The organism is Pseudoalteromonas sp. S554 (assembly GCF_005930865.1).
Classification (GTDB): domain Bacteria; phylum Pseudomonadota; class Gammaproteobacteria; order Enterobacterales; family Alteromonadaceae; genus Pseudoalteromonas; species Pseudoalteromonas marina.
In genome coordinates, this window is record NZ_PNDV01000015.1 from 1 (window position 1) to 25,033 (window position 25,033).

Here is a 25,033-nt window from a genome sequence, read left to right on the forward strand (position 1 = left end):
AACTATTGGGGGTCACTTCATAAAATGCGGTTTTTTTGTGCCCAACATTTAGGTTAAAGCACCTGAGTCTAGATAACTCCCAATACCTAGAGTAAACATCCAAATTCCCCACAAGCTATGCTCAATAACACATACAAAAGTTGAGCGGCTTTGAGCGTAAGTATACGAAAATAACAACCCGCCTAAAAAAGCTAAACATACCGCAATCAAATTTGCATAAACTATATGAGCCAGTGCAAACACAGTGGCACTTACAATAATTCGCATACTTTTTTTAGGCATAATGTGTTTATAACGATGAAAAAAATAGGTTCTGAAAATTAGCTCTTGAGGGATAACCGACAACACGGGGTATAGCAGTAACAAAAGCAGCCAATCATTAAAAGAATTACGAGGGAGGGCAAACCAGTTTTCTTGATGGATGATCCCGTAAAACATACCAGAGAAAACGGCGCCTAATAAAAAGAAACTAAACAGACGATTTTTTACAGCAGAAAACTGTCCAAAGCTGGTAAGCCTGAAGCGTTTAAAGTGTGGATCGCTCAACAAAAGCATGCAACATACGCTCATTAATATTATAAGCGCAGGAAAAAGCCAATTTGCTAAATGGCTGCGTAAGCTAAAGCCTACTAGCGGTAAAAAAATAAATATGAGGGTAAATTCAAACCAACGGTATTGATTAGCGTTCAAGGTCGTCTCAGGCTGTTTTTTTATAAACTAACAAGCTAAGACGACATTTTTATGACGAAAACTAGTTTACAGCTTCGTCATCATCAGGGAGGTATTTGTAAAGGGCAATAATTGTGGCAAAAATACTAACAAACGTAATAGCCATCAAGCCAAAGACTTTAAAGTTTACCCAAAAGTCGAGTGAAAAGTTATACGCTATGTATATGTTAAGTGCTGCAATACCTGCGGTAATAGCTACCCACATTAAGTTTAATTTATCCCATAATGGCTCTGGCACGGTTATTTTTTTATCTGTGTCATTTGCGTTTTCTAAAATAGCGGTTAGTGCCTTTTTTACTAAGTTTTTATTGAGTATGTAACGACTCACAAGCAGCATAATGCTGAAACCCGCGTATATAATAGTGGCTTTCCACTTTACAAATTGCTCATCATGAAACACAAGCGTTAAGGTGCCAAACACGGCGGCAATAGAAAAGAAGATCCACTGGCGGGTCGGTACTTTCCCATGTTTGTAATAGCTAAATATGACTTGAATAAGCGATGTTGCAATTAATAAAGCTGTTGCCCAGTAAATATCTACAAGCTTAAACACTGCAAAAAACAGTATAAGTGGAATGTATTCAATTAATGCGTGCATATACTACCTAAATTATACAAAAATAAATTACAGCGTTTTTACCACATAACACTTGGTAACTACAAGGTTGACTTAAAGCCCTGTAAGCCTTAGCCTGCGTGGCTTTATTTATTCATCATTATATTCCCACGCTAAACGTATTCATTGTTTACGTGTATTTAGGAGCCTTATATGAACAAAACTCAACTTATTGCCGAAATGGCAAAACACAGTGAACTCACTAAAAAAGATTCACAAGCCGCTCTTACAAGTATTCAAAAAGTGATTACTAAATCGTTATCTGAAGGTGATCAGGTGCAAATTAATGGATTTGGTACGTTTGCACTTAGCTATTATCCGGCACGCACTGGGCGCAATCCACAAACGGGCGAGACAATCGAAATAGAAGGGGCTAACAAGGCCGTTTTTAAACCAGCTAAAGCACTTAAAGATCGCCTTTAATACTTCACTTCTACTTACCTTTTTATTTGTACTATCTAGAACAACGCTCTTTTAACGTCATGTAGATTATTCATTAATTATAAATAATTTACATGGGGTTATATCATAAATTAAAATTTAATATAATTTTCAATGACTTAAATTTGGCATCCGTTCTGCTTATTGTTTAGTGCGTTAAACACTTAATTAATTTATAAGGAGAGCCAAATGAATACATTACAATCGCGTACACCCCTAAAAGGTAAAAAAATTGCCATTTTAGCCACTGACGGTTTTGAACAAAGTGAATTGTTTTCTCCTCGCGATGCATTATTAAATGCGGGTGCAGAAATAGAGATCGTCTCTATCAAAGAAGGTCAAATAACTGGATGGAATGAAGATAAATGGGGCGAAAAAGTATCAGTAGATAAACTCGTCACCAATACAAACTCTGCTGATTACGATGCATTAATGTTACCCGGTGGGTTATTTAATCCAGACAGCCTTCGTCAAGACAAACACGCAAAAGCCTTTATAGACGGCTTTTTTGGTGCAGAAAAAAACAAACCAGTTGCTGCAATTTGCCATGCACCATGGTTACTGGCAGAAATTAACAAGTTACGTGACCGCACAATCACTTCTTTCCCAAGTATTAAAAGCGATTTAATGAATGCAGGCGCAAACTGGGTAAATGAGGAAGTGTGTGTAGACAGAGGTTTAGTAACCAGCCGCAGCCCAGAAGATTTAGATGCTTTTAACGCTAAATTTATTGAAGAAGTGCTAGAAGGTAAGCATAAAGCACACTAAATTTTAATAATGAAAAAGGGCATTTAAATGCCCTTTTTATGTGTTTAAATCTAAGTTTACTTAAAGCTCTGTAGCGGCTTTCATGTTGCTAACAAACGTTTTTAGTTTTGTTGTCATTGCATCTAAATCATCAAGATTGGCTTCAATAATCTTTACCACTGCAGAGCCTGAAATGGCACCGGCTGCTCCTGCATTTAATGCTGATTTCACATCGTCTGGCGTTGAAATACCAAAGCCTAATAGAGCAGGGGCTGCATGGTACTCTTTTAATTTATTTACAATATTACCAGCGGGCATTTGTGCTTTGGTATCAGTACCTGTTACGCCTGCACGTGAAAGTAAATAAGTATAACCGCGTCCATATGAAGCACACTGGCGAAGAGTGTCGTCATCTGCATTAGGTGTTGCAATAAATATTGGGTCAACCCCATTGTCCATTGCAGCCTTTCTAAACATTTTAGACTCATGCAAAGGAACATCCGCTACCAAAATAGAGTCTACCCCTACGGCTTTTGCATCTTTGTAAAACGCTTCTAAGCCACGTTTAAACACTAAGTTTGAATATAATAATAAACCAATTGGAATATCTGCATTGTATTCACGAATTTCTTTAATGATGTCAAAGCAATCTTGGGTGTTAATATTCACATCAAGCGCACGAATATTAGCGGCTTGGATAACAGGGCCATCGGCTATTGGATCTGAAAAGGGAATACCCAGCTCTAGTCCGTCAGCACCACCATCAATTAAGCTTTTAATGATAGCAATGCTCTGCTCTTTACCTGGATCGCCAATAGTCACAAAGGGAACAAACGCACCTTGATCTTTCTCATTAAGTGCAGCAAACATAGCGCCATAACGGTCCGTCTTAACTTGGCTCATAGCTGGCCTCCTTCAGATAATACTTTGTGTACATGTGCTAAATCTTTATCGCCACGGCCACTTAAATTAATTACGATTACACTGTCTTGCGTCTGCTCTTCTGCATATTTTAGCGCGTAGGCTAAAGCATGGCTTGACTCCAGAGCCGGAATAATACCTTCGTTTTTAGCTAATGACTGAAACGCGTCAAGTGCCTCAGTGTCACTGATACCTACATATTGTGCACGGCCAGTTTCATGTAAAAATGCATGCTGTGGGCCTACCGCTGGGTAATCTAGACCCGCTGATACAGAGTATGATTCTTCAATTTGGCCATCATCGTTTTGCATAATGTAAGTGTATGTACCGTGTAGTATACCTTTAGTACCCTTACAAATAGTGGCGCCGTGTTCATGGGTGTCTAAGCCTTTACCCGCTGGCTCTACACCAATTAGTTTTACGCTAGGCTCGTCAATAAAATCGGTAAACATACCTATAGCATTTGACCCACCACCCACGCAGGCTATAACGGCGTCTGGTAAGCGACCTTCAGCTTCAAGCACTTGTTGCTTGGCTTCTTCACCAATTACTTTTTGGTATTCGCGAACAATTGTTGGGAATGGGTGAGGGCCCGCCGCAGTTCCTAGTAAGTAGTGCGCTTCTTGGTAGTTAGCTGACCAGTCACGTAGCGCTTCGTTTACGGCATCTTTTAATGTGCCAGAACCCGCTGTAACAGGAATGACTTCTGCGCCCATTAATTTCATTCTAAATACATTAGGTTGTTGGCGTTCAACGTCTTTCGCACCCATGTATATACGACATTTTAAACCTAAAAGTGCGCATGCTAAAGCAGTAGCAACACCATGCTGACCTGCGCCGGTTTCAGCAATCACTTCTTTTTTACCCATACGTTTTGTTAATAACGCTTGGCCAAGCACCTGGTTTGTTTTGTGTGCACCACCATGAAGTAGATCTTCACGCTTTAAGTAAAGTTTAACCTTTGGGTTTTTAACTAAATTACGCGTTAAAGTAAGAGGCGTAGGGCGACCCGCATACTCGTTTAATAATTTGCTAAGTTCTGCCTGGAACTCAGGATCTTTTTGCGCTTTGTTAAATTCGTTTTCTAACTGCTTAAGTGCAGGGACAAGCAACTCGGGTACAAACATACCGCCAAACTCGCCAAAATAAGCTGGATTTTGCATTTTAACCTCAATAATTTCTGATACTTGTAAAAGCATGATGTAATTTGTTTGGGCACTTTTTGCCCGGAGCGTCTTCAACCCCAGAATTTAAGTCAAGGCCTAAGGCACCTTGATAAAGCGCATCTTTAATATTGTCTGGATTTAAGCCACCAGCTAGCATAAACGGTGTTGTTGCATCGCGAAGAAGCGACCAATCAAATACTTTTCCTGTACCACCAGCTTGTTTATCACTGTGAGTGTCGTACAAGTGGCGGTCAACGCCATTTACAGGAGTAGGTAGCTCATCTTTAATTGCTTGTGCTTTCCAAATTTCACAATTGCTAGGTAACTGTGTACGCAACGCTTTAATGTAATCGTCACTTTCTTGGCCATGTAATTGAACTGCCGCTAATTTTAACACACTTGCGGCGTGAGCAACTTTCTCTGATGGCTCATCAACAAAAACACCCACAAACTTGAGGGGGGCTGATTGCGTTATGGCTTGGGCGCAATCTAAATCAACACAACGTGGAGACTTAGGATGAAAAATTAAACCGCCATATACAGCACCCGCATTATACGCAGCTTGCGCATCTTGGCTGCGAGTAAGTCCACATACTTTATTTTCCCCAAAAATAACCCGGCGACATGCTTGTTCTAAATCAGCTTCGGCCATCAGCGAGCTACCAATTAAAAAGCCATCGCACAGCGGTGCTAAGCGTTTAACGTCTTGATGGGTATAGATACCTGACTCAGAAATAACGACTTTATCTTCAGGTATTAATTTACGTAGTTTTTCAGTAGTAGCTAAATCGGTACTCAAGTCACGTAAATCACGGTTATTAATACCAATAATTTTAGCATTTAGGTCAAGTGCTCGGTGTACTTCTTCTTCGTTACTTACCTCGGTTAGCACCGCCATATTAAGTGAATCAGCGACCTTATGCAGTGCTGTGTATTCTTCATCATTAAGTACCGAAAGCATAAGTAAGATAGCATCGCCACCATAAATACGAGCCATATAAACCTGATACTCATCTATGAAAAAGTCTTTACAAATAAGTGGCTGATCAACTTGGCTACGTACAAACTCTAGGTAGTCAAAGCTACCTTGAAAGTATTTAGTATCGGTGAGTACGCTCATGCAGCTTGCATATTTTTTGTAAGCTGCAGTGATTTCAGTTAAATCAAAAGGTTCTCTTATTAACCCCTTAGAAGGGGACGCTTTTTTACATTCTAAAATAAATTGCGTACCGGGTCCCGCCAATGCTTTATAAAAATCACGGCTGGTTGGCACCGCTTGATCTTTAAAACTTTCAAGCGGACGAGCGGCTTTTCGTTCAATTAATTCTAGCTTTTTATCAGCAACAATTTTGTCTAATACATTAGCCATGACTTACCTCAATAATTGCATTTAATGTGTCCATGGCTTTGCCTGAACTTAAAAGTGAGTGTACTTGCTGTGCGCCATCTTTAAGTAAATCAGCTTTACCTGTTAGATATAAAAGAGCAGCAACATTTACCACAATAGCGGCGTTGTGCGCATCAGTGCCTTTGCCTTGTAAAATAGCAACGCTTGCATCAGCGTTATATTGTGGGCCTTCACCTGCTAGTTGTTCAAGTGAATAGTTTGCAAGGCCGAAGTCGCTTGGGTTGAGCGTGTACTGGTTTATTTCACCGTTGTTTAATTCAACAACATGCGTTGGCCCATGAAGGGCAATTTCGTCAGTGCCAGAACCGTGTACGATCATTGCGCGTTGTGTGCCTAATGTTTTAAGCGTTTGCGCCATAGGCATACATAGGGACTCGTCGTAGACCCCCAATAATTGCACATCAGGCGCCGCAGGGTTAGCAAGGGGGCCTAGAATATTAAAAATAGTTCGTGTTTTAAGTGCAGTACGCACACCCATCGCATGGCGCACACCGCTGTGATAATGAGGTGCAAACAAAAATGTAAAGTGTGTTTGCTCAAGGCATTTTGCTGCTTGTTCAGGGCTCATATCTATATTAATACCAAGCGCTTTGAGTAAGTCGGCAGAGCCTGAGTTACTCGACACACTGCGGTTGCCATGTTTTACCATGTTAATACCCGCTGCAGCTGCGACAATAGCGGCAGTGGTGCTGATATTAATAGTATTTGACCCATCGCCACCGGTGCCACAACTATCTGCAAGTTGTGAGCAAGTAGTATTAAAAGCCACTGCGTTTTCACGCATAGATGCCGCAGCTCCCGCTATTTCATCACTCACTTCACCTTTCATTTTAAGACTAATAAGCAAAGCAGTTAGCTCAATATCGCTCATGTTACCTTGCATAATTTCATTAAATAGCGCTTTTGATTGGCTATAACTGAGTGATTGCTTAATCGTAAGTTGCTCAATTGCGTGTTGAACATTAAGTACGTTGGTTAAATGTGTACTCATAACGTCCTCTTAATTATTATTTGTTAGGTAAGCAACACTTTGTTGCAGCAACATAGCCCCGTTGGGCGTTAGTATTGATTCAGGGTGAAACTGATAACCCAGAGCACCGTCATCATGGTGATAAATAGCCATAGGAATATCTTGGTATTGTGCTATTACCTCTATGCTATCAGGTACTTGCGTAGCCATTAATGAGTGGTAACGTGCCACCGGCATTGTATCGCCCATATTTTCAAACACAGGGTGTGTGCTTAGATCAATAATTGATGACTTACCATGTACGGTTTCACCCGCATGTCCGATTACTCCGCCATAACTTTGTGTTAACGCTTGTTGACCTAAACAAATACCCAGCATAGGAAAGTGGCCCTTACACAGCGCAATAAGATCCATGAGGCAACCAGCATCGCTTGGTGTGCCTGGGCCTGGAGAAAGTACAAGTAATACTTGGCCTTGCTCTTGGCGCATTTTATTAAAAATAGTATCGGCGCTTATGTTATTTCTATACACAACAAGCTCACCACCGAGCATAGTTAGTTCGTCTACCAAGTTGTAACTAAACGAGTCAAAGTTATCTAAAAAGTAAATTTTGATTGGCTGTGATGCACCCATGTTATACCGCCTCGAAAGTTGATTTTATGGCGGTTATAACCGCTTGAGCTTTAGCACGTGTCTCGTTAGCTTCAGATTGTGGGTCTGAGTCAAATACAACCCCGGCACCGGCTTGCACATAAGCCATGTTGTTTTTAACAAAGGCAGAGCGAATAACAATACAACTGTCCATTGCGCCGTCACCGGTTAAATAACCTACTGCGCCACCGTAACTGCCACGTCGTTTTCCTTCTGTTTGGCGAACTAATTCTGCAGCGCGAACTTTAGGCGCGCCTACTAAGGTACCCATGTTCATGCATGCTTGGTAAGCGTGAAGTGCATCAAGTTCGGGTTTTAATGTACCAACAACACGTGAAACTAAATGCATAACTTGCGAATAACGGTCTACTTTTAATAGCTCTTTGGCATGACGTGTACCTGCAACACTAATTCGTGCTACATCGTTACGGGCTAAGTCAACAAGCATTAAGTGTTCTGCACGTTCTTTTTGATCGTTTCTAAGTTCAAGCTCAATACGGCTATCTAAATCGGGGTTTATTTGCCCATTAGCAAACTTACCACGAGGGCGCGTTCCTGCAATTGGGTATACTTCTACCTGTTGATTATTAATATCGTATTTAAGGGCCGATTCGGGTGATGCGCCAAATAAAGCAAAGTCTTCATCGCGCATATAAAACATATAAGGGCTTGGGTTTTGTTGTTTTAATTGGCTGTACGCATGTAAAGCGTTAGGGCAAGGCAGCGAGAAAGTACGAGAAGGAACAACCTGAAAAATATCACCGTCTACAATGTTCTTTTTAAGTTTTACAACCTGCTGACAGTAGGTGCTGTCGCTTATGTCTACATTTACCTCACATTCGCCTTTGTTTAATGGGGCGCTGTATTGGGCTGCGTTATCGCAAAGGCTATTTAACTGCTCTAGCTGTTTGCCTACTTCAAAGCAGTTTGCGTGTACGTCTGGGCCGTTAAATACGTTACCGATAAGTTCGGTGGTCTGTTTTTGGTGGTCTATTACAACTAATGTTTCAGCTAAATAAAATACATAATCAGGACAGCTGTTCTCGCCATCGGGAACGTCACTTAACTGTTCAAAGTTTGCAACCATGTCGTAGGCAAATACACCGCCTAAAAATAGAGAAAATGGATTGTCGGTGGTGCTTTTGATTGAGTTAATACAAGTTCGTAGGGCACTAAATGCATTATCGGCCACTAGTTTACTGGCTTCATCAATGTCGTTACTTGTACTCAAGTAATTTAGGGTTAGGGTTGTATCGTTTAATTCTACATTGCAGTTTTTAACATGAGCTTGTAAGTAACTTAACAGCTGGTGGCCATTATTTGACTGGGCTGTAATCGTGACTGTTTTGCCTTGGCAAACAATGCGCAATGCGCAATCGACTAAAATTAAACTTTTTACACTGTCTTTAGAATCAATTTCAGCCGATTCAAGTAGCAGTGAGTTAGGTTTATCAAGTGCCGCGTACAGCGCAAGTGGACTACTGATGTAGTCGCGGGTTTGCGTAATACTCGTTACTTCACCCGGCGTAGTTGTTATATGACTAAAAATCAAACCTCATTCCCTCAAAAAAATTAAACCCCGCAATGCTGTGCAATGCGGGGTTTGAATAACGATATCTAAATTACAAACAGATCATTACCGTCCCGCTATACCAGGCGCCACCACCAATGATGTGTAAGAGTAATACCGTTATTCATGTTTTCTGCCTCAAATTTATTATGTATTTATTAAAATTTAGTTATAAAAAAACCCGCATGTTTGCGGGTTTTGAAATTTTGTCAGACACGACAATTCATCACCCGATAATTACGAGTGCCACCACCAAATTGTGTTTAGGTTTGAATTGTTCATTGTTTTTAATTCTTTATGTGTCTTAAAGTGGCTACAGTAAAACGTATCTAGTGCTTTTGTGTCAAGTGTTTATTTAAAACAATTTAATGAAAAAACTTGTTATACTTGCATAAATACCTTCAAACCTTAATTTTAAGCAGTTTTCTTTTGATAAAATATGATTTACATAGCCACACAACACATTCAGACGGACATTTAACGGTTGAAGAATTATTAAACCGTGCAGTAGATAAAAATATTGATGTGTTTGCTATTACCGATCATGACACTGTGGCAGCTATTAAACCGGCTCAATCATTTATTCAGTCAGAGAATCTTCCGCTGTCATTAATTACAGGCACAGAAATATCGACAAAGTGGGAAAGCTTTGAGATCCACATTGTCGGGTTAAACATAAATATTGATAACGAAGAGCTCGATGCCTTATTAACTGCACAGCAGCAAAAGCGAGAGGAACGGGCAACACAAATAGGCTTTCGCCTTGAAAAAAATGGCTTTGAAGGCATTTACGACCAAGCTAAAGAACTTGCTGTAAATGGACAAATTACACGTGCCCATTTTGCACGTGCATTAATGCAGCGTGGAGTCGCTAAAAATTTCCCTGGAATATTTAAAAAGTATTTAGGGCGAGGTAAAACGGGGTACGTACCAAGCTGTTGGTGTGATATGCAAACCGCTATTAAAGCAATACATGCAGCAGGAGGGGTTGCAGTGCTTGCCCATCCAAGTAGTTACAGAATGTCTAATAAGTGGTTGCGTAGACTGTTAGTTGAATTTAAAAATGCAGGGGGAGATGCAATGGAAGTAGCGCAACCTCAGCAAGCACCTAGTGAACGTCAATTTTTAGGTGAACTCAGCCGAGAGTACGAATTATTATGTTCACAAGGCTCAGATTTTCATTTTCCGACAAGCTATTTAGAGCTTGGTAAAAATTTATACTTACCTAAAGATTGCCAAGGTGTTTGGCAAGTTTGGGAAGGACAAGAAGGGGCATTAACATGAGTCAATTATTTCATATTCATCCAGATAACCCACAAGCAAGGTTAATAACTCAAGCTGTTGATACAATAAAACAAGGTGGTGTTGTTGTTTACCCTACCGACTCTGGCTATGCAATTGGCTGTAATATTGGTAATAAGCAAGCCAAAGAACGTATAGAGCGTATTCGTGGCATTGATAAAAACGACAATTTTACACTTGTATGTCGTGATTTATCAGAGTTATCTACTTATGCACGCGTTGATAATCAATTATTCCGACTGATTAAAAATAATACGCCGGGACCTTATACCTTTATTTTTAAAGGCACAAAGGAAGTACCTAAGCGTTTATTAAACGATAAGAAAAAAACGATTGGCATACGTGTTATTGAGCACCCAATAGCATGTGCACTGTTAGCCGAGTTGGGCGAGCCGCTAATGTCATGTTCGCTTATCTTACCCGGACAAGAATTTACAGAGTCGGACCCAGACGAGATTTTAGATAGGCTTGATAAGCATGTAGATCTAATTATTCACGGTGGATACTTACCAGAGCAGGCAACAACCGTTATTGATTTGTCCGAGGACGATGTAAAAATACTGCGTGTTGGCTGTGGTGATGTGAGCCCGTTTGAGTAATTAAACGTGGCTTCAACGACTAAACTTCCACCAGTAATTGATGAGCCAGTGCAGCAAAATCTGCCACTGGCTTTTTTGCATGGAAAGGCCGTTGTTGATAAACCTGAAGACTTATATATTCCACCCGACGCACTTGAAGTTATTTTAGAAACCTTTGAGGGGCCGCTTGATTTACTTCTTTATTTAATAAAAAAACATAAGCTTGACGTACTTGAGCTTTCAATATTTAGTATTACAGAACAATATGTTAGCTATGTTGAAATGATGAGCGAATTTCAATTAGAGCTAGCTGGTGAGTATTTAGTCATGGCGGCATTGTTAGCGCAAATAAAATCACGGCTGCTTCTTCCTGTTCACGAAGAGCTCGAAGAAGAGGAAGACCCTCGTGCTGAACTAATTAAACGCCTACAAGAATACGAGCAGTTTAAAAAAGCAGCTGAAAATTTGGATGATATTCCTCGTGTTGGTCGTGATATTTTCGTTGCCCATGCGGTAATGACCATTAACGACGATACAAGCAAAAACCTACCCGAATTAGAACTCAAAGATTTAATGCTTGCCTTAAGTGAAGTTATGGCGAGAGCTAAAACCTTTGAGCATCATCAAATAACAGCAGAAGTGTTATCAACCCGCGAACGCATGAGCCAAATATTACACCAGCTTTCCAAAGCAAAGAGTGCAATTGTGTTTAACGAACTGTTTAAAGCATCAGAAGGGCGCAGCGGGGTTGTCGTAAGCTTTATAGCTATACTTGAGCTTATCAAGGAAGGGCTTATTACTTGCCTGCAAGTTAATGAAGAGAGCTTAATATACGTAAGCCTCACTGAATAGCCGCTTCGAGTAAAACTGAAACACTTTCTTTAACCACTAAACTCCCCTATGTAAACCACTTATGTGCATATACGCACACAAGCTGTTTGCACATGCTATTTTACTGTGCACTTCTTTTCTATATCTTGTCGTTATCAAAACACAGGATTTTAATTATGTTTAAAAACACACCACTCTCATATGGGTTAGTTGCCATTATATTGCATTGGTTGATGGCGTTTACCGTTATTGGCTTATTTGGTTTGGGTTTATACATGGTTGAACTTACCTACTATGACAGTTGGTACAAAGGTTCTCTTGATTTACATAAAAGCATTGGAATTACGCTTGCAGCTATTTTGATTTTTAGAATTTTATGGCGTGTTTTTTCTAAACAGCCAAAACCGCTAGGTACAAATACTAAAGTCAATCAACTAGCACATACTGCCCACATAGCTATGTACATTTTATTAGCTGTGATTGTGGTAGCTGGTTATTTGATCTCAACTGCAGACGGAAGGCCCATTGAAGTTTTTACCCTGTTTAATGTGTCTGCTCTCGACTTTGTTTTAGATGATCAAGCTGATATAGCAGGAAAAGTTCATTACTACGGTGCATGTATATTAATTGGTTTTGTTGTTTTACATGCATTGGGTGCACTAAAGCACCATTTTATAGATAAAGATAAAACTTTAACAAGAATGATTACCCCATTGAAGGAAGATTAATATGAACAAACTATTACTAAATACGGCTGTATCGGCGGCTCTCGTTTTATCAGCATCGGCTGTAAATGCTGCTGAATATGTTATTGATACAAAAGGGGCACATGCTTTTGTGAACTTTAAAATAAAACATTTGGGTTACAGCTGGCTGCATGGACGTTTTAATACGTTTGACGGTGAATTCAATTATGATGCAGAAAAACCTAATGCTTCACAAATAATGGTAAATATAGATACAACCAGTCTTGACTCTAACCATGCAGAGCGAGATAAGCACTTACGTGGTAAAGATTTTTTAAATGTTGATAAATACCCAACGGCTACATTTAAAAGTACTAACATTACATTTAACAACGATGATTCAGGCAAAGTAACTGGTGACTTTACATTACATGGTGTGACAAAAAGTATCACCTTTGAAATAGATAAAATAGGTGAAGGTCAAGACCCGTGGGGTGGTTACCGTGTTGGATTTGAAGGCGAAACAAGCCTTAAATTAAGTGACTATGGCATTAACTATAATTTAGGACCTGCATCGACTCATGTTGATATTGGGTTATTTATTGAAGGTATTCGTAAATAAGCAAGGTTGTAATTAAACAACTAACTTTGAAAGCGCCACATTACGTGGCGTTTTTTTCTTAGTTCATTCTTGTTTTTAGCAATGGCTTTAAATGCTCGGGCAACCACTTTGATAAGGCATTTATGTATGCATCAGTTTGTTTGATTACTTTAAGGTGTTTGTTTAGCAAAGCAATATTTTTAATCCCTTGCTCGGTTTTAGTGCAACCTATAAAACCATAGCTTAACGCAGGTGCTTCAGTTAATGGTCTTTGGGTTAAGTTGTCCTTAAAGTTCATAGATTTAGCTAAATAAAAATGTTCACTTGGGTAGCCAAGTAAAATATCAATGCGTTTTAAGTTAAGCATATAGGTAAGACTAGCTAAGCTATCTCGGGTAGGGCGAATAACAATGTCAACATCGGGCGTTGAATTAATTATACTATCGATAGCTTCCCCATAAGAGCGACTCAAAGACACGCCTAATGTTAGCTTTTTCTCTTGTAGTAAATCATACAAAGACACCTCAGCGTCGTTTTTAAGCGATAGCGCATTTGCTAGCTTTTTATGTAGTGCAACAGAGGGAGATAAACCAACAGTAGAGCTTTCTTGTGTAAATACCATTTGTTGCTTTCTGTTTTCGTTTTTATAAAGAGAAAGTACGCACGCGTCATTCGTTTTATCAGAAAGGGTTTGAATTAGCTTACTTGCAGGCACCACAACACGATTGAATTTGATATGAGGTAGTTGGTCTTCGAGTAATTTTATGATTGTTTCGTCGCGCCCTTGGCCCTGATACTTACCATTTAATATATAGTAAGGTGCAAAGTCGTTGGTTAACCAGTTAATTGTTTGAGCATGACAAACTGAAGTTAGAGAGCAACAAAATAAAAGAGTGAAAAGTACACGTAACATTGCAGTAACCAACGAATGTAATTGGATTATTGTTTTAACACTTAAGTATTAAAAAGTAAAATGCCAGCAACAAGGCTGGCATAATATTAGGTGTTATAGCGCATGGGATTGCGATATAGCTTTGCTTAGCTAACTTTTAGCCACTTAACAAATTGACGCGCATCGCTAGCTTTTTGAAACAATGCGTTTTTTAAACCTTGTGTATCACTAAAGATAACACGATGTTTATTAACTGAAATTGATTGCACAGGATGTGCTATTTGGATCATAGATCCGTTATATTTATAAGACATAATAAAACTCACTTTATTCTTGTAATTTATTCTGCGCTATTTTTTATAGCAGATTGCAGTCAATAAATTAACGATGTTGTGTTTAGCTTCATTACAGTGTTGACGATCTTTATGACACTTTTACGATGATTGTAAAATTCATCTCGGTATTATTTAAGGGGTACTCGCCGTACAATAACTTAGCTTTCAAATATACGTTGTGCGGGGCTTACTGGATCAGGGTAAATAGGTTAACCGCAGTGGTTTCTTAAAACCAGAGAGGGAATGTAACCTAAATAAATTATGCTCGCAAGTTATTTGTATAGTTTTTGTAGTGTAGACTTTATCAACTGGTTTAAATACTTTGAATTACACCAAAAGGGAATCGTATGCATTACATAATAGTGAGTGATATTTACGGAAAAACACCGGCTTTACATGACTTTTGTAAAACATTAAACACTCAGTTCACCCTTGTTGAACCTTACAGTGGGAAAGAGCAAGCTATTGAAAGTGAAGAACTTAACTATAAAAATTTTATAAAAGCATGTGGCCACAACGTGTATACGGCAATGCTGCATAAACAATTTGATAGACTCACAGAGCCAACAATTTGCATTGCCTTTAGTGCAGGGGCTAGTGCCGCATGGCGAGCCCAGTTATTAACAAGCAATCCACATCTTAAAAAAGTGGTTGGTTTTTATCCATCACAAATACGAAACTACTTAGATTTAGACGCAAATGTACCCTGTGAGTTTATTTTTCCTTACGATGAGGTGCACTTTGATGTGACTGCTGTTATTAAAGAGCTTAATAAAAAACAAAACGTAATTTGCAAACCAACAGATTATTGTCATGGATTTATGAATAAGCGTTCTTTAAATTATAATGAACAGGCTTATCAATACTTTTGTAACTATTTAACTTCAAATGATTTTTAGCATTTTGGTGATAGACGCCTAACTTTAAAACCAATACAGCTCAAAGTGTGTTTATTAATTTTTTAGTCACGTTTGGAAAGTCAGAGCGGTTTTGATACTCTGCATATAAAGAAGTAAAAATACTACTACGTGAGAGTTTATCAAGGTCTTTAATAAATGCTTTAGCACTTGAACGCGCTGTTCTACAGCATAGTTGATAGGTTTTTATTATCTCAGCAAGGGTTTGACCTTGCTGGTGAAGTGCTAAATCGGCTTCAACAAAAAATGCAGCGCCTGTCCAATACACACGTTGCTGTGCACCTTGATTCCACATATCAGCAGAAAGCTCACTTAAGGGTTGCGTCTTGGTTTTGCTTTGTAGTCTACCTCTATTAAACCCAGCATCTAATCGTTGAACAAATTGCGCTTGGGTTATTACACCGTTGTCTCGCATAATTACGTTTTGCATATAACTAGCAAACCCTTCACTTAACCAAAAAGCAGAGTAGGGGAAAAGCGGCAAATATAAATGCGATAGCTCGTGATATAGGGTCCAGTCTTTAGTAAATGCATTTAAACTTGCGTATCTATCAATATGAAGTTCAACCCCATCGGGATTGCTTCGCTTTACCGTTGCCCATGGTACTGGCTCAAATGCAAAATATTGCGGTTTTAAATAAATAGGCAAGGTAGTTTGCTTTAAAGGCCCAAGCGTATTTTCAGTTTTTTTTACACTCTGATCAATCCAGGTAGAAACAACTTGCTGGCCATTTTTAGACAGCGAGTCTAGCTTGTGTATGTCAACCTCAAGAGCGTAGATGTTTAAAGAGCATAAAAATAGCAACGTCCACAATAATTTCATTAAAACCCCTCTATATTTAAAAACTAATACGAACCGTACACGCTATAAGACCATCCTTTTAACTACATAAGCACATCGTATTTGTTATTTTTTAAACTGATACCAACTATAAAAAGGCAATTAAAGACACGCCTTAATTAACATGGTTTAATCGACCATATACATTGATTTATAGGCTTTAATGATGCAATACCAACATATAAAAATGCCAGAGCAAGGGCAACATATAACGGTAGATGAGCAAGGGAAGTGGGTTATTCCTTCAGAGCCTGTTATTGCCTATATTAATGGAGATGGAGTTGGGCAAGATGTTATGCCTGTTATGAGAAATATTGTAGATTGCGCTATTAAACACTGTTACAAAAACAAGCGAAAAATACATTGGATGCAAGTGTTTAATGGTGAGCAAGCAGCCAAGCTTTACGATGGTGATTGGTTTCCACAAGAAACAATACAAGCAGTAAGAGCCTGTAAAATAGCAATAAAAGGGCCATTAACTACGCCTTTGGGGGGAGGGTTCCGCTCTTTAAATGTTGCTTTACGCCAAGAAATGGATTTATTTGTAAATATGCGCACTATCAAAGGGTTTAGTGCTTTGCCTTCTCCTTTAAAAAATCCTTTTTTAACCAACATTACGGTTCTTCGTGATAGCAGCGAAGATGTATATTCTGGCATTGAGTGGCAAGCAGGCAGCATTGAGAGTGAAAAAATGCTCGACTTTTTATGTGAAGAAATGGGGGTAACACGCCTTAGGTTTTCACAAGATTGCGGCATAGGTATAAAAAATATATCCAAAGAAGGCTCTGAACGATTAACACGTTTTGCTCTTAATTTTGCCCTTAATAACGATAGAGATTCTGTCACTTTTGTTCATAAAGGCAATGTGCTTAAGTTTACTGATGGTGCATTTAAACGCTGGGGCTTTGCACTCGCCAAAAAGGAATTTAATGCTATTGAACACGAAAATGGGCGGTGGCTAAAAATTGAGCGTGCTGGGCAGGCGCCTTTAATAATTAAAGAAGTCATTGCCGATAACATGCTGCAACAATGTTTAATGAACCCTGAGCAGTTTGATGTAGTGGCAACTACGAATCAAAATGGGGACTTTTTAGCCGATATGCTCAGCGCTCAAGTGGGCGGTGTAGGTATTATGCCTGCGGCAAACTTGAATAATGATGTGGCTTTTTTTGAACCTACTCATGGTACATTTGAGAGAATTGCAGGGCAAAACAAAGCGAATCCAAGCAGCAGTATTTTGAGCGCAGTACTCATGCTTAAATTTATGAAATGGGATGAGGCTGCATTAACTATTGAAAATGCTCTAGAAAATACATTAGCAAGTGGGTATGTTACTTTTGATTTAACCCAGCAAGGTATTGATACTTCAAAAACTCATAACTCGACAACCTTAAGCTGCACAGACTTTGCAGATAAAGTTATCGAGCACTTTTAAACACATTCATTATTAAGCTGCTGAGGCAGTTTTAACTGTATGCACGCATGGGCGATTAGTTAACTGTGCGGCACGATGGTAGATGTCGTGTGCATTTGGTTCATCGCATTGTGTACCACTAAGCGTATCCATTAAAGCAACAACAATGATTGCAGGAACCTGGCAGCAATATTCATCAAGTACCGCTTCAGTTGTTTGCGCATCCACATGACAGTGCGGATGGTTTTGCAGTTGGTAAGCGTTCAATAGTGTTTGTACTTCAAGTACATCGTTTGGTTGATGCTTAGTTTTACGACAAGTACACCCAAACTCATCAACTAATGTCGCCAGTGTTTGGTAAACATCTGTTGTTTGTAATGTTGCTTTAGAACATAACTGCTCTTCAATGAACTGATGTAAGTTAGCGTCGATGAATAACCCGTCTTGGCGTGTGAAAGAAGCTGTTGTCATAATAAATACTCTTAGTTTGTTGGCTTAACTTCACTCTAGCGCTAACTGTATTATTAATGAAATTGTTGTTTTCAATAACTGATATTGATTAGATCAATATTAAGTTTTATTCATTTAATTTACGCTAAATTTATTGGCTTCTTTTTTATTTAATTTGGTGCAAAAAATAAATAAATGCACAAAAGTGGTACAAGTTTCAGCAGAGGGAATATGGGATTCTTGGTTAAGGTGTTGAATTAATTTAAAATAAAAAACATGGTATCGGCTTTGCAAATTACTAATGAGTAAGGTTACTCCCCTTGCTAAGACTTATACGACTCCAAAGCAAAACATCGAGACACTCACTTTATTAAAGTGAGTGTCTCGATGTTTTATTTATTGAAAAATTAGTTTTTAAACGTTGTGTTTTTCTTACCTCTCACCGAGCCCGTCATTTTTAGTATGTATTTACTAGCAAATTGAATGTGTGCTTTTAGATTTTTCAGTATTATCCGAAACACGTTACAGATATTTTAAAATTTACCTATCTGCTACTGTTTTAGCGAACTCAAGCATTTCGCGGCGTAACCATTGATGCGCTGGCGCATGGTGAAGCAGTGGGCTCCATATCATTTTTACCTCAATAGGCACTATTTGAAACGGGGGTGGACTTATTACTAAGTTAGTATGTGTTGTTAATAGCTTAGCTTGCCTACGTGGTAATGTCGCCACCAGTTGCTCTGATTGACAAAGTAAACTGGCAATCATGTAGTGGCGGGTAAATACTCTAATTTTACGTGTTTGCTCTAACTGCCAGAGTGCTTCATCTACCCAGCCTAATTTTTGTTTACCTGACTTATTAGTTACTGCGGCTTCAGGGCCCCAACCAGCCCGATTTACCCAAATATGTTCTTTTTTGAGGTAATCATCGAGTGTGGCGTTTTGTAAAAAAGTATTCTTGGGGTGTGTTAAACAGCAGTAGTTATCGCGCCATACTGTGGCTTGGTGAAACGATCGCGGTAATCCGTTAAAGCGATTAATAGCAAGGTCTATGGTGCCTTTTTCCATGTCTTGTAGGTTAACATCGCTTGGGCTTAAAACGTCAAAATTAATACCCGGATTTTTATTTAATTGCGCTGTTATAAATGGCGCAATTAACGTTGACTCTAAGTAGTCGTTTGCCATTATTCTAAAGGTTATTTCAGCCGTAGCGGGGTTGAATTGCTCACTGGGTTGAGTAATTGCTTCAGCCATTTTTAATAATGATTCTATTTCGGGTTTAAGTAGGAGTGCTTTAGCTGTTGGGGTCATTGACCCTGCAGCGCGAACAAGAAGCGGATCTTCAAATAAATCGCGTAATCGCTTTAATGCATTACTCATTGCCGGTTGTGTTAGCGCTAATTTATTGGCGGCTTTAGACACACTTTTTTCGTCTATAAGCACGTTTAAATAGACGAGAAGGTTGAGATCGACGTTACGTATATTCATTAGATCAATCTTATTTATTTGCTGTATTAATTATCTAAATTAAAGCCTGCTTGCTAAGGTGTAAACAATTAATAAAAAATAACCGCCATAACGGGTAAAAATATAAGTGTTGTTAACATGCCAAATACGTTAATCGATGATTCAAATAATGCTCTTCAAAAGGTGATTGCGACAAAGCTTGCACGTGCTGTATTTGCAGGGTTTGATGCGATGTTTGCTGAGTTTTTAAATATAACACTTGGTGCACAAAGCCGGTTTGAGCAGCGCCAATATCATGATGTACAACGTGCAATGCGCGATCGGTTACAAGTTTATGAGCGCCAAGTAAAAAATGTGAGTGAAGCGGTTAAAATAATTGCTTATCAAGAACTAGACTGCCCACACACATGGCAACTAGCTAAAAATATTTATGGGGATATGGTTGAGCACCATGAGAATAAACCCATTGCGCATACTTTCTTTAATTCAACATTTGGTGCTATTTGGGACGATAAAAAAATTCGTACAGTGCATTTATTTGTATTAAAAGCCAAATACCGAAGTGAACCACGCTCATTTGAAAGTTTAGTAAGTAGAATATCGCTTCAAAATGGGTTTGAAACCGCAATTTCACAGCTTATTACTACGCAAATGTTTAGAGTTCCATTTTGCCAATTAAATGCCGATTTAAAGCGCTTAAAGCAAACCCTAATGCAAGGTGCTAAGCATCAATGTAAGCAGGTCTATGAACTGATAAATTTAAACGACGGGTTTATTGAATACGCAAACTCGTTATTTTTTAGAAATAAAGCCTGTTATTTGATTGGCCGTTGTATCGCTAAAAATGGCGATAACATGCCGTTTGCTATTGCCATTTTAAACACCGAAAAAGGCTTAAAAATAGATGCGGTTATGATGGGCGCCGATCAATTAAGCTTATTATTTGGCTTTGCTCGTACTTATTTTATGGTAGATACAGACCAACCCGCGCGTTATGTTGATTACCTCAGTGTGCTTATGCCGCATAAAAAACGCTTTGAATTGTTTAACGCCATTGGTTTTATTAAACACGCCAAAACCGAGTTTTACCGTTACAAGGTTGATACCACTAAAAATAGCCCCGCAAGTTTTAAATATATAAATGCACCTGGTACACCTGGCATGGTTATGCTGGTATTTACTATTGAAGGCTCAGATTACGTATATAAAGTAATAAAAGATAAATTTAGCGCACCAAAAACCGCAACTAAAGCACAAGTAAAAGAAAAATATAACTTTGTGAAACAAGCTGACCGAGTAGGGCGATTGGTAGATACACACGAGTTTAGGTATTTAGCGTTTGATTTAAGCCGCTTTAGTGAAGAACTATTAACGCAGATGAAAACACACATTGATAACAGTTTAGTTATATCGGGCAAGGCACTTATTTTAAAACATGTGTATGTTGAACGAAAAATGACACCTCTTAATTTATATATTAACCACTGCGATAAACACGCATTGGACCATGTAATGCTTGATTATGGAAAAGCAATTAAAGATTTAGCTGGGGCGAATATATTTCCAGGTGACATGCTGATGAAAAACTTTGGCGTTACTCGCTGGGGGCGTGTTGTGTTTTACGACTTTGATGAGATTTGCCCACTAACTCAGTGTAATTTTAGAGATGTACCTCAAACACAAAATGCACTAGAGGAGTTAAGTAGTCATTCTTATTTTGATATTGATGAAAACGATATATTTCCCAGTCAATTTAAGGTTTTTTTTAGCGCAAATGCTCATGCATTTGAGTGTTTTAACAACCACCACAGTGACTTATTTACAACAACCTATTGGCAACAGTGCCAGCAGCAAATACAAAATGGTTTTTTACCTGATGTTTACCCGTACAAGCAAAGCTGGCGGTTTAAATAGAAATAATTACCCCCATGTCTAAAGTACAACTTTAGTTAAAGCAAAGGAGTGGTAATGAAATATATTTCCCAAGAAAGCGGAAACCTTGCCTTTAGTAATACCCGTAAACCGCAGCTAAAAAATCATGAAGTGCTTGTTAAAGTGGCTGCAATTGGCGTGAATCGTGCTGATTGTATGCAACGCCAAGGTAAGTACCCAGCCCCAAAAGGTGACAGCCCAATTTTAGGTTTAGAGTGTGCAGGCACTGTGGTAGAGCTGGGTAAGGAAGTTGATAAAAGCTGGCTCGATAAACGCATTTTTACACTGTGTGCAGGTGGCGCTTATAGCGAATATGTTGCCGTAGATGCTAAACAATTAATGGAACTACCCGATGATGTAACTATGGTTGAAGGTGCAGCCATAAGCGAGGTGTATTTAACTGCTTTTGGTGCATTATTTGAGCTTGGCAAACTTCAACATGGGCAAACGGCATTGATACATGCAGGGGCCAGTGGCGTAGGTGGTGCCGCTATCCAAATGGCAAAAAGTGCAGGAGCAACTGTTGTGATAACCGCAGGTTCTGATGAAAAATGTCAACACGCTAAGTCGCTGGGAGCAGATCATATAATTAACTACAAAAACACAGACTTTGTAGATTACATGCAAAGCCATAATTTAACCGCTAATGTAATTGTTGACCCCGTTGCAGGCAGTTATTTAAACAAAAATGCCCGAGTTGCTGCCATGGATTGCCAAATAATTATGCTTGCCTTTTTAGATGGGCGTTTTGCTGAGGTTGATTTTGCAGCCCTGTTACGTAAAAGGATTTCGTTTCATGCTTCAACCCTTCGTAACCGCAGTATTGATTTTAAACGCCAACTAAGAGATGACTTAGTAGAACGCTTTTACAACGACATAGCATCTAAAAACTATGACTTTAATGTGTACAAAACGTTGCCATGGACACAGGCTCAAGAGGCACATGCAATATTAGAGCGCAACGAAAACGCGGGTAAAGTCGTATTGCTTGTAGAATAACGCTTTATTTTACACGTTATGCCCATATAATTCAGTCATACACACGTTATTATAAAACCAAGGTTAAAAATGAATCCAATAATTGCAATTTTAAAAGAACATAATGTAAGTGATGACAAAGTAAAAGCGTTATTCGAGGCGTTTACACAAAACCCAATGATGGCTATGGCGCTTGTACAGGAGCTTGGCATACCGCCTGAAAAGCTTCAGCAATTAATGGCTGTTGTTATGACACAACCTCACTTAATCAAAGAAGCTACCGATGAGTTAGGTTTAGACTTTGAAAAAGTAAAAGAAGCGAAAGAAAAGCTTAATCAGTAATAAGGTCTAAGTATTCGTTAAAAAGAAGCATAAGCTTACGTTTATGCTTCTTTTTTTGTACATAAATTTTGCTGCTTATTTTTTTGGAAGAAGAACAGTGTCAATTACATGGATTACGCCATTACTTGCTTTAACATCTGGCATCATCACGTTAGCGTCGTTTACCATCACACCCATGTTTGTTTTAATCATTACCGACTGCCCCTGGAGTGTTTTGGCAATATTTAACTTAGCCACCTCTTTTGCCATTATTTTTCCAGCGACAACATGGTAGGTTAGCACTGCCGTTAACTTCTCTTTGTTTTCTGGCTTTAGCAGCATCTCAACGGTACCGTCAGGTAACTTTGAGAAAGCGGCATCAGTTGGTGCAAAAATAGTGAATGGTCCTTTGCCTTTTAGAGTATCAACTAAACCGGCTGCTTTTACGGCTGCAACAAGTGTTGTGAACGAGCCATTTTCAACCGCAACATCAACCACATCTTTCTTCATGCCATGATGGTTGGCTTGCGCAGAAAATGAAAACCCTATGCTTGCGGCGGTAATTAAAATTGCGGTGGCTATCTTCTTAAACATGTTAGTTTCCTTAAAGTTAATATTTGCTAAATTCCTAAGATGCTACGCTGCTGAAAATTTAATCGATCAAAAACGTTTTTTGGTCAAACATCTTTTGTTACATCCTTTTTTGAACTGCTAAAGCGCTGTTAGGTCATACCATTACTTGATCAATTAAAGGGAGCAGTTATGAAAGTGCTTTATAAATTTTGGAAAAATAATCGTTCACTCATTGTATTTATTGCCTTAATGAGTGTGTTTAGAAGTGCAGTAGCCGACTGGTATGAAGTGCCTACGAGCTCAATGAAACCTACAATTGAGCAAGGAGATAGAATTTTAACCGACAAAATGGCGTACGACTTACGAGTGCCTTTTACGCATATTTCTTTGCTTAAAATTAACGAACCACAAACAGGGGACATTATTGTATTCGACTCACAAGCGGCAGATAACCGATTAATTAAACGTGTTATTGGTGTACCTGGTGATTCCGTTTCTTTGGTAAATAACGAATTAATTATTAATGGCAAAAAGCTTAACTACGAACATGTGCAAAATAATATCGATTCGGTTGATAAAGTAGAGATATTAAACGGTAAGAAGCACACTATCAGGGTGGCAAATGTACCATCCCAATTAGCTGGCTTTGAAATGATCACCATTCCAGATGATTACTATTTGGCAATGGGGGATAACCGTGACAATAGCGCAGACTCTCGCGTAATTGGTTTAATCCCTCGTGGTGAACTACTCGGAAAAGCAAATAAGGTCATTGTTTCGCTTGATTACGATAATTATTATTTACCAAGGAAAGATCGTGTTCTGCTCTCCTTAAACTAAGTACATTTTGATTTGTTTGAACAGATTATTAAGTATTTGATGTAATTTAAGTATTGAACAATACCTAGTGATTACAGCAAATTAAAGACCTTTAATCAGTGGGTATGTCAGTTAAATGGTCATGAACTAACTGGGTAAGAGCTTGCTTGTCAGCGTGGCTAGTAATCACTTTTGAAAAATCACTACTAATGGCTACACCGCAAGCCCCTGCGTCAAACCACTGAGTAATGTTATTTAAATTTATCCCGCCAACGGGCATTAAATTGGCGCTATCAAATGGGCCTTTTAATGCCTTAAAATAGTCAATCCCCATGCTACCTGCTGGAAATACCTTAATAATATCCGCATTATACTCAATCGCGTTAGCGATATCTGTTGGCGTTAAAGCCCCCATTAAAACAGGTAAATTACACTGATGGGCAACTGACACAATACGCTTATCAGTATTAGGGGTTACTATAAACTGTGCACCCGCATTAATGGCTCGTTGAGCTAGTTTAGTATTTGTGATGGTGCCTGCACCCACCAAAATATGTTGATGACGAATACGTGCATTTTTAATTTCTTGCTCAAACCCTGGTGTATTAGAGGTGATTTCAAGCACTTTTATACCAGCCTCAACTAAGCAATCGACAAGTGGTGCAACATCTGATTGTTTTTTTAATCGAATAATAGCCACTATTTTGTGCTTTAAAATTTTGTTGCGAGTTACAGTCTTTTCTTGAGGAACTGTGCTAGGCATTGTATTACTTTTTTATTATTTATTGGTCGATGGTACAAAAAATCGATAAAAGTCGCAAATAGGATAAAATAACATATAAAAAAACCGCTGAGAGTGAAGTGACCCCCAATAGTT

The 25,033-nt window shown here is 38.8% G+C and carries 28 protein-coding genes; 13 read left to right on the forward strand and 15 right to left on the reverse strand.

What is annotated here, in order from left to right; all coding sequences use genetic code 11:
- Positions 1-48: 48 nt before the first annotated feature.
- The gene (locus tag CWB65_RS04440) at positions 49-690 is read right to left on the reverse strand and encodes a CPBP family intramembrane glutamic endopeptidase (RefSeq protein ID WP_006792219.1); all 642 of its coding nucleotides are present in this window, start codon (positions 688-690) and stop codon (positions 49-51) included.
- 61 nt (positions 691-751) lie between these two features.
- Positions 752-1,327 carry a septation protein IspZ gene (ispZ, locus tag CWB65_RS04445; protein ID WP_008127733.1) on the reverse strand — a complete coding sequence of 192 codons (576 nt, stop codon included), beginning with the start codon at positions 1,325-1,327 and terminating at the stop codon, positions 752-754.
- A 171-nt stretch (positions 1,328-1,498) separates the two neighbouring features.
- Here ispZ and CWB65_RS04450 point away from each other — a divergent pair, with 171 nt between their 5' ends.
- A complete protein-coding gene (locus tag CWB65_RS04450) occupies positions 1,499-1,768 on the forward strand; it encodes an HU family DNA-binding protein (RefSeq protein ID WP_006792217.1) in 270 nt (89 codons plus the stop codon).
- A gap of 207 nt (positions 1,769-1,975) precedes the next feature.
- Positions 1,976-2,554 carry a type 1 glutamine amidotransferase domain-containing protein gene (locus CWB65_RS04455; protein ID WP_006792216.1) on the forward strand — a complete coding sequence of 193 codons (579 nt, stop codon included), beginning with the start codon at positions 1,976-1,978 and terminating at the stop codon, positions 2,552-2,554.
- A 60-nt stretch (positions 2,555-2,614) separates the two neighbouring features.
- Here the strand turns inward: CWB65_RS04455 and trpA are convergent, their stop codons facing one another.
- The 6 genes from trpA to CWB65_RS04485 are packed head-to-tail and all read right to left on the reverse strand — an operon-like array spanning position 2,615 to position 9,201.
- Entirely contained in the window at positions 2,615-3,436 is an 822-nt protein-coding gene (trpA, locus tag CWB65_RS04460) for a tryptophan synthase subunit alpha (protein WP_138739997.1), read from the reverse strand.
- On the reverse strand, positions 3,433-4,617 hold the full coding sequence (trpB, locus tag CWB65_RS04465; RefSeq protein WP_006792214.1) for a tryptophan synthase subunit beta: 1,185 nt from the start codon (positions 4,615-4,617) through the stop codon (positions 3,433-3,435). Before trpB ends, trpA begins: the two co-directional genes overlap by 4 nt.
- A 7-nt stretch (positions 4,618-4,624) precedes the next feature.
- Positions 4,625-5,989, reverse strand: coding sequence for a bifunctional indole-3-glycerol-phosphate synthase TrpC/phosphoribosylanthranilate isomerase TrpF (gene trpCF / locus CWB65_RS04470; protein WP_138739998.1), 1,365 nt, complete (start codon positions 5,987-5,989; stop codon positions 4,625-4,627).
- Positions 5,982-7,019, reverse strand: a complete 1,038-nt coding sequence (gene trpD, locus CWB65_RS04475; RefSeq protein WP_138739999.1) for an anthranilate phosphoribosyltransferase — start codon at positions 7,017-7,019, stop codon at positions 5,982-5,984. The genes trpCF and trpD overlap by 8 nt, the downstream gene beginning before the upstream one ends.
- 9 nt (positions 7,020-7,028) lie before the next feature.
- A complete protein-coding gene (locus CWB65_RS04480) occupies positions 7,029-7,631 on the reverse strand; it encodes an aminodeoxychorismate/anthranilate synthase component II (protein WP_138740000.1) in 603 nt (200 codons plus the stop codon).
- A 1-nt stretch (position 7,632) separates the two neighbouring features.
- Positions 7,633-9,201, reverse strand: a complete 1,569-nt coding sequence (locus CWB65_RS04485) for an anthranilate synthase component 1 (protein WP_138740001.1) — start codon at positions 9,199-9,201, stop codon at positions 7,633-7,635.
- A 447-nt stretch (positions 9,202-9,648) separates the two neighbouring features.
- Here CWB65_RS04485 and rnm point away from each other — a divergent pair, with 447 nt between their 5' ends.
- The 5 genes from rnm (at position 9,649) to CWB65_RS04510 (ending at position 13,238) form a co-directional block, all read left to right on the forward strand.
- A complete protein-coding gene (rnm, locus tag CWB65_RS04490; RefSeq protein ID WP_138740002.1) occupies positions 9,649-10,503 on the forward strand; it encodes an RNase RNM in 855 nt (284 codons plus the stop codon).
- A complete protein-coding gene (locus CWB65_RS04495; protein ID WP_138740003.1) occupies positions 10,500-11,120 on the forward strand; it encodes an L-threonylcarbamoyladenylate synthase in 621 nt (206 codons plus the stop codon). Before rnm ends, CWB65_RS04495 begins: the two co-directional genes overlap by 4 nt.
- 6 nt (positions 11,121-11,126) lie before the next feature.
- Positions 11,127-11,951, forward strand: coding sequence for a segregation and condensation protein A (locus CWB65_RS04500; protein ID WP_171047567.1), 825 nt, complete (start codon positions 11,127-11,129; stop codon positions 11,949-11,951).
- Between the two features lie 155 nt (positions 11,952-12,106).
- Positions 12,107-12,658, forward strand: coding sequence for a cytochrome b (locus tag CWB65_RS04505; protein WP_138740004.1), 552 nt, complete (start codon positions 12,107-12,109; stop codon positions 12,656-12,658).
- A 1-nt stretch (position 12,659) separates the two neighbouring features.
- Entirely contained in the window at positions 12,660-13,238 is a 579-nt protein-coding gene (locus CWB65_RS04510) for a YceI family protein (protein WP_006792205.1), read from the forward strand.
- Positions 13,239-13,296: 58 nt separating this feature from the next.
- Here CWB65_RS04510 and CWB65_RS04515 read toward each other — a convergent pair whose 3' ends face one another.
- Entirely contained in the window at positions 13,297-14,130 is an 834-nt protein-coding gene (locus tag CWB65_RS04515) for a transporter substrate-binding domain-containing protein (protein ID WP_138740005.1), read from the reverse strand.
- Positions 14,131-14,255: 125 nt separating this feature from the next.
- A complete protein-coding gene (locus CWB65_RS19830) occupies positions 14,256-14,423 on the reverse strand; it encodes a hypothetical protein (RefSeq protein ID WP_008131463.1) in 168 nt (55 codons plus the stop codon).
- Positions 14,424-14,791: 368 nt separating this feature from the next.
- Between CWB65_RS19830 and CWB65_RS04520 the strand changes: the two genes are divergently transcribed.
- Positions 14,792-15,343: an alpha/beta hydrolase family protein gene (locus CWB65_RS04520; protein ID WP_138740006.1), complete on the forward strand. Its 552-nt coding sequence runs from the start codon at positions 14,792-14,794 to the stop codon at positions 15,341-15,343.
- Between the two features lie 40 nt (positions 15,344-15,383).
- Here the strand turns inward: CWB65_RS04520 and CWB65_RS04525 are convergent, their stop codons facing one another.
- Positions 15,384-16,184: a M61 family metallopeptidase gene (locus CWB65_RS04525; protein WP_138740007.1), complete on the reverse strand. Its 801-nt coding sequence runs from the start codon at positions 16,182-16,184 to the stop codon at positions 15,384-15,386.
- 184 nt (positions 16,185-16,368) lie between these two features.
- On the opposite strand from CWB65_RS04525, the gene icd reads away from it, so the two are divergent.
- On the forward strand, positions 16,369-17,637 hold the full coding sequence (gene icd / locus CWB65_RS04530; protein ID WP_138740014.1) for an NADP-dependent isocitrate dehydrogenase: 1,269 nt from the start codon (positions 16,369-16,371) through the stop codon (positions 17,635-17,637).
- Positions 17,638-17,649: 12 nt separating this feature from the next.
- Here the strand turns inward: icd and CWB65_RS04535 are convergent, their stop codons facing one another.
- Positions 17,650-18,087 (reverse strand): hypothetical protein, encoded by a 438-nt coding sequence (locus CWB65_RS04535; RefSeq protein ID WP_006792199.1) that lies wholly within the window; start codon positions 18,085-18,087, stop codon positions 17,650-17,652.
- Positions 18,088-18,606: 519 nt separating this feature from the next.
- Entirely contained in the window at positions 18,607-19,554 is a 948-nt protein-coding gene (locus CWB65_RS04540; RefSeq protein WP_008131472.1) for a LysR family transcriptional regulator, read from the reverse strand.
- Positions 19,555-19,671: 117 nt separating this feature from the next.
- Between CWB65_RS04540 and aceK the strand changes: the two genes are divergently transcribed.
- The 3 genes from aceK to CWB65_RS04555 all read left to right on the forward strand — a co-directional run bounded on the left by aceK (position 19,672) and on the right by CWB65_RS04555 (position 22,785).
- Positions 19,672-21,447, forward strand: a complete 1,776-nt coding sequence (aceK, locus tag CWB65_RS04545; RefSeq protein WP_138740008.1) for a bifunctional isocitrate dehydrogenase kinase/phosphatase — start codon at positions 19,672-19,674, stop codon at positions 21,445-21,447.
- A gap of 54 nt (positions 21,448-21,501) precedes the next feature.
- Positions 21,502-22,464, forward strand: a complete 963-nt coding sequence (locus CWB65_RS04550) for a zinc-binding dehydrogenase (RefSeq protein ID WP_138740009.1) — start codon at positions 21,502-21,504, stop codon at positions 22,462-22,464.
- A gap of 69 nt (positions 22,465-22,533) precedes the next feature.
- Entirely contained in the window at positions 22,534-22,785 is a 252-nt protein-coding gene (locus tag CWB65_RS04555) for a DUF2999 family protein (protein ID WP_006792194.1), read from the forward strand.
- Between the two features lie 75 nt (positions 22,786-22,860).
- On the opposite strand, the gene CWB65_RS04560 is transcribed toward CWB65_RS04555, so the two are convergent.
- Positions 22,861-23,358 (reverse strand): fasciclin domain-containing protein, encoded by a 498-nt coding sequence (locus CWB65_RS04560; RefSeq protein ID WP_138740010.1) that lies wholly within the window; start codon positions 23,356-23,358, stop codon positions 22,861-22,863.
- Positions 23,359-23,526: 168 nt separating this feature from the next.
- Between CWB65_RS04560 and lepB the strand changes: the two genes are divergently transcribed.
- Positions 23,527-24,177, forward strand: a complete 651-nt coding sequence (gene lepB / locus CWB65_RS04565) for a signal peptidase I (protein ID WP_138740011.1) — start codon at positions 23,527-23,529, stop codon at positions 24,175-24,177.
- A gap of 91 nt (positions 24,178-24,268) precedes the next feature.
- Here lepB and CWB65_RS04570 read toward each other — a convergent pair whose 3' ends face one another.
- Positions 24,269-24,919 (reverse strand): bifunctional 4-hydroxy-2-oxoglutarate aldolase/2-dehydro-3-deoxy-phosphogluconate aldolase, encoded by a 651-nt coding sequence (locus tag CWB65_RS04570; RefSeq protein WP_138740012.1) that lies wholly within the window; start codon positions 24,917-24,919, stop codon positions 24,269-24,271.
- Positions 24,920-25,033 lie beyond the last annotated feature (114 nt).

Excerpts from the sequence above, each read along its gene's own strand:
- CWB65_RS04535 (WP_006792199.1), bottom strand. The coding sequence starts at position 18,087 with ATGACAACAGCTTCTTTCACACGCCAAGACGGGTTATTCATCGACGCT.
- CWB65_RS04550 (WP_138740009.1), top strand. The coding sequence starts at position 21,502 with ATGAAATATATTTCCCAAGAAAGCGGAAACCTTGCCTTTAGTAATACC.
- CWB65_RS19830 (WP_008131463.1), bottom strand. The coding sequence starts at position 14,423 with ATGTCTTATAAATATAACGGATCTATGATCCAAATAGCACATCCTGTG.
- CWB65_RS04520 (WP_138740006.1), top strand. The coding sequence starts at position 14,792 with ATGCATTACATAATAGTGAGTGATATTTACGGAAAAACACCGGCTTTA.
- CWB65_RS04515 (WP_138740005.1), bottom strand. The coding sequence starts at position 14,130 with ATGTTACGTGTACTTTTCACTCTTTTATTTTGTTGCTCTCTAACTTCA.
- trpB (WP_006792214.1), bottom strand. The coding sequence starts at position 4,617 with ATGCAAAATCCAGCTTATTTTGGCGAGTTTGGCGGTATGTTTGTACCC.
- CWB65_RS04480 (WP_138740000.1), bottom strand. The coding sequence starts at position 7,631 with ATGGGTGCATCACAGCCAATCAAAATTTACTTTTTAGATAACTTTGAC.
- lepB (WP_138740011.1), top strand. The coding sequence starts at position 23,527 with ATGAAAGTGCTTTATAAATTTTGGAAAAATAATCGTTCACTCATTGTA.
- trpD (WP_138739999.1), bottom strand. The coding sequence starts at position 7,019 with ATGAGTACACATTTAACCAACGTACTTAATGTTCAACACGCAATTGAG.
- CWB65_RS04540 (WP_008131472.1), bottom strand. The coding sequence starts at position 19,554 with ATGAATATACGTAACGTCGATCTCAACCTTCTCGTCTATTTAAACGTG.
- trpA (WP_138739997.1), bottom strand. The coding sequence starts at position 3,436 with ATGAGCCAAGTTAAGACGGACCGTTATGGCGCTATGTTTGCTGCACTT.
- CWB65_RS04510 (WP_006792205.1), top strand. The coding sequence starts at position 12,660 with ATGAACAAACTATTACTAAATACGGCTGTATCGGCGGCTCTCGTTTTA.
- CWB65_RS04455 (WP_006792216.1), top strand. The coding sequence starts at position 1,976 with ATGAATACATTACAATCGCGTACACCCCTAAAAGGTAAAAAAATTGCC.
- aceK (WP_138740008.1), top strand. The coding sequence starts at position 19,672 with ATGCCAAATACGTTAATCGATGATTCAAATAATGCTCTTCAAAAGGTG.
- CWB65_RS04495 (WP_138740003.1), top strand. The coding sequence starts at position 10,500 with ATGAGTCAATTATTTCATATTCATCCAGATAACCCACAAGCAAGGTTA.
- trpCF (WP_138739998.1), bottom strand. The coding sequence starts at position 5,989 with ATGGCTAATGTATTAGACAAAATTGTTGCTGATAAAAAGCTAGAATTA.
- ispZ (WP_008127733.1), bottom strand. The coding sequence starts at position 1,327 with ATGCACGCATTAATTGAATACATTCCACTTATACTGTTTTTTGCAGTG.
- CWB65_RS04505 (WP_138740004.1), top strand. The coding sequence starts at position 12,107 with ATGTTTAAAAACACACCACTCTCATATGGGTTAGTTGCCATTATATTG.
- icd (WP_138740014.1), top strand. The coding sequence starts at position 16,369 with ATGCAATACCAACATATAAAAATGCCAGAGCAAGGGCAACATATAACG.
- CWB65_RS04555 (WP_006792194.1), top strand. The coding sequence starts at position 22,534 with ATGAATCCAATAATTGCAATTTTAAAAGAACATAATGTAAGTGATGAC.
- CWB65_RS04570 (WP_138740012.1), bottom strand. The coding sequence starts at position 24,919 with ATGCCTAGCACAGTTCCTCAAGAAAAGACTGTAACTCGCAACAAAATT.
- CWB65_RS04560 (WP_138740010.1), bottom strand. The coding sequence starts at position 23,358 with ATGTTTAAGAAGATAGCCACCGCAATTTTAATTACCGCCGCAAGCATA.
- CWB65_RS04525 (WP_138740007.1), bottom strand. The coding sequence starts at position 16,184 with ATGAAATTATTGTGGACGTTGCTATTTTTATGCTCTTTAAACATCTAC.
- CWB65_RS04450 (WP_006792217.1), top strand. The coding sequence starts at position 1,499 with ATGAACAAAACTCAACTTATTGCCGAAATGGCAAAACACAGTGAACTC.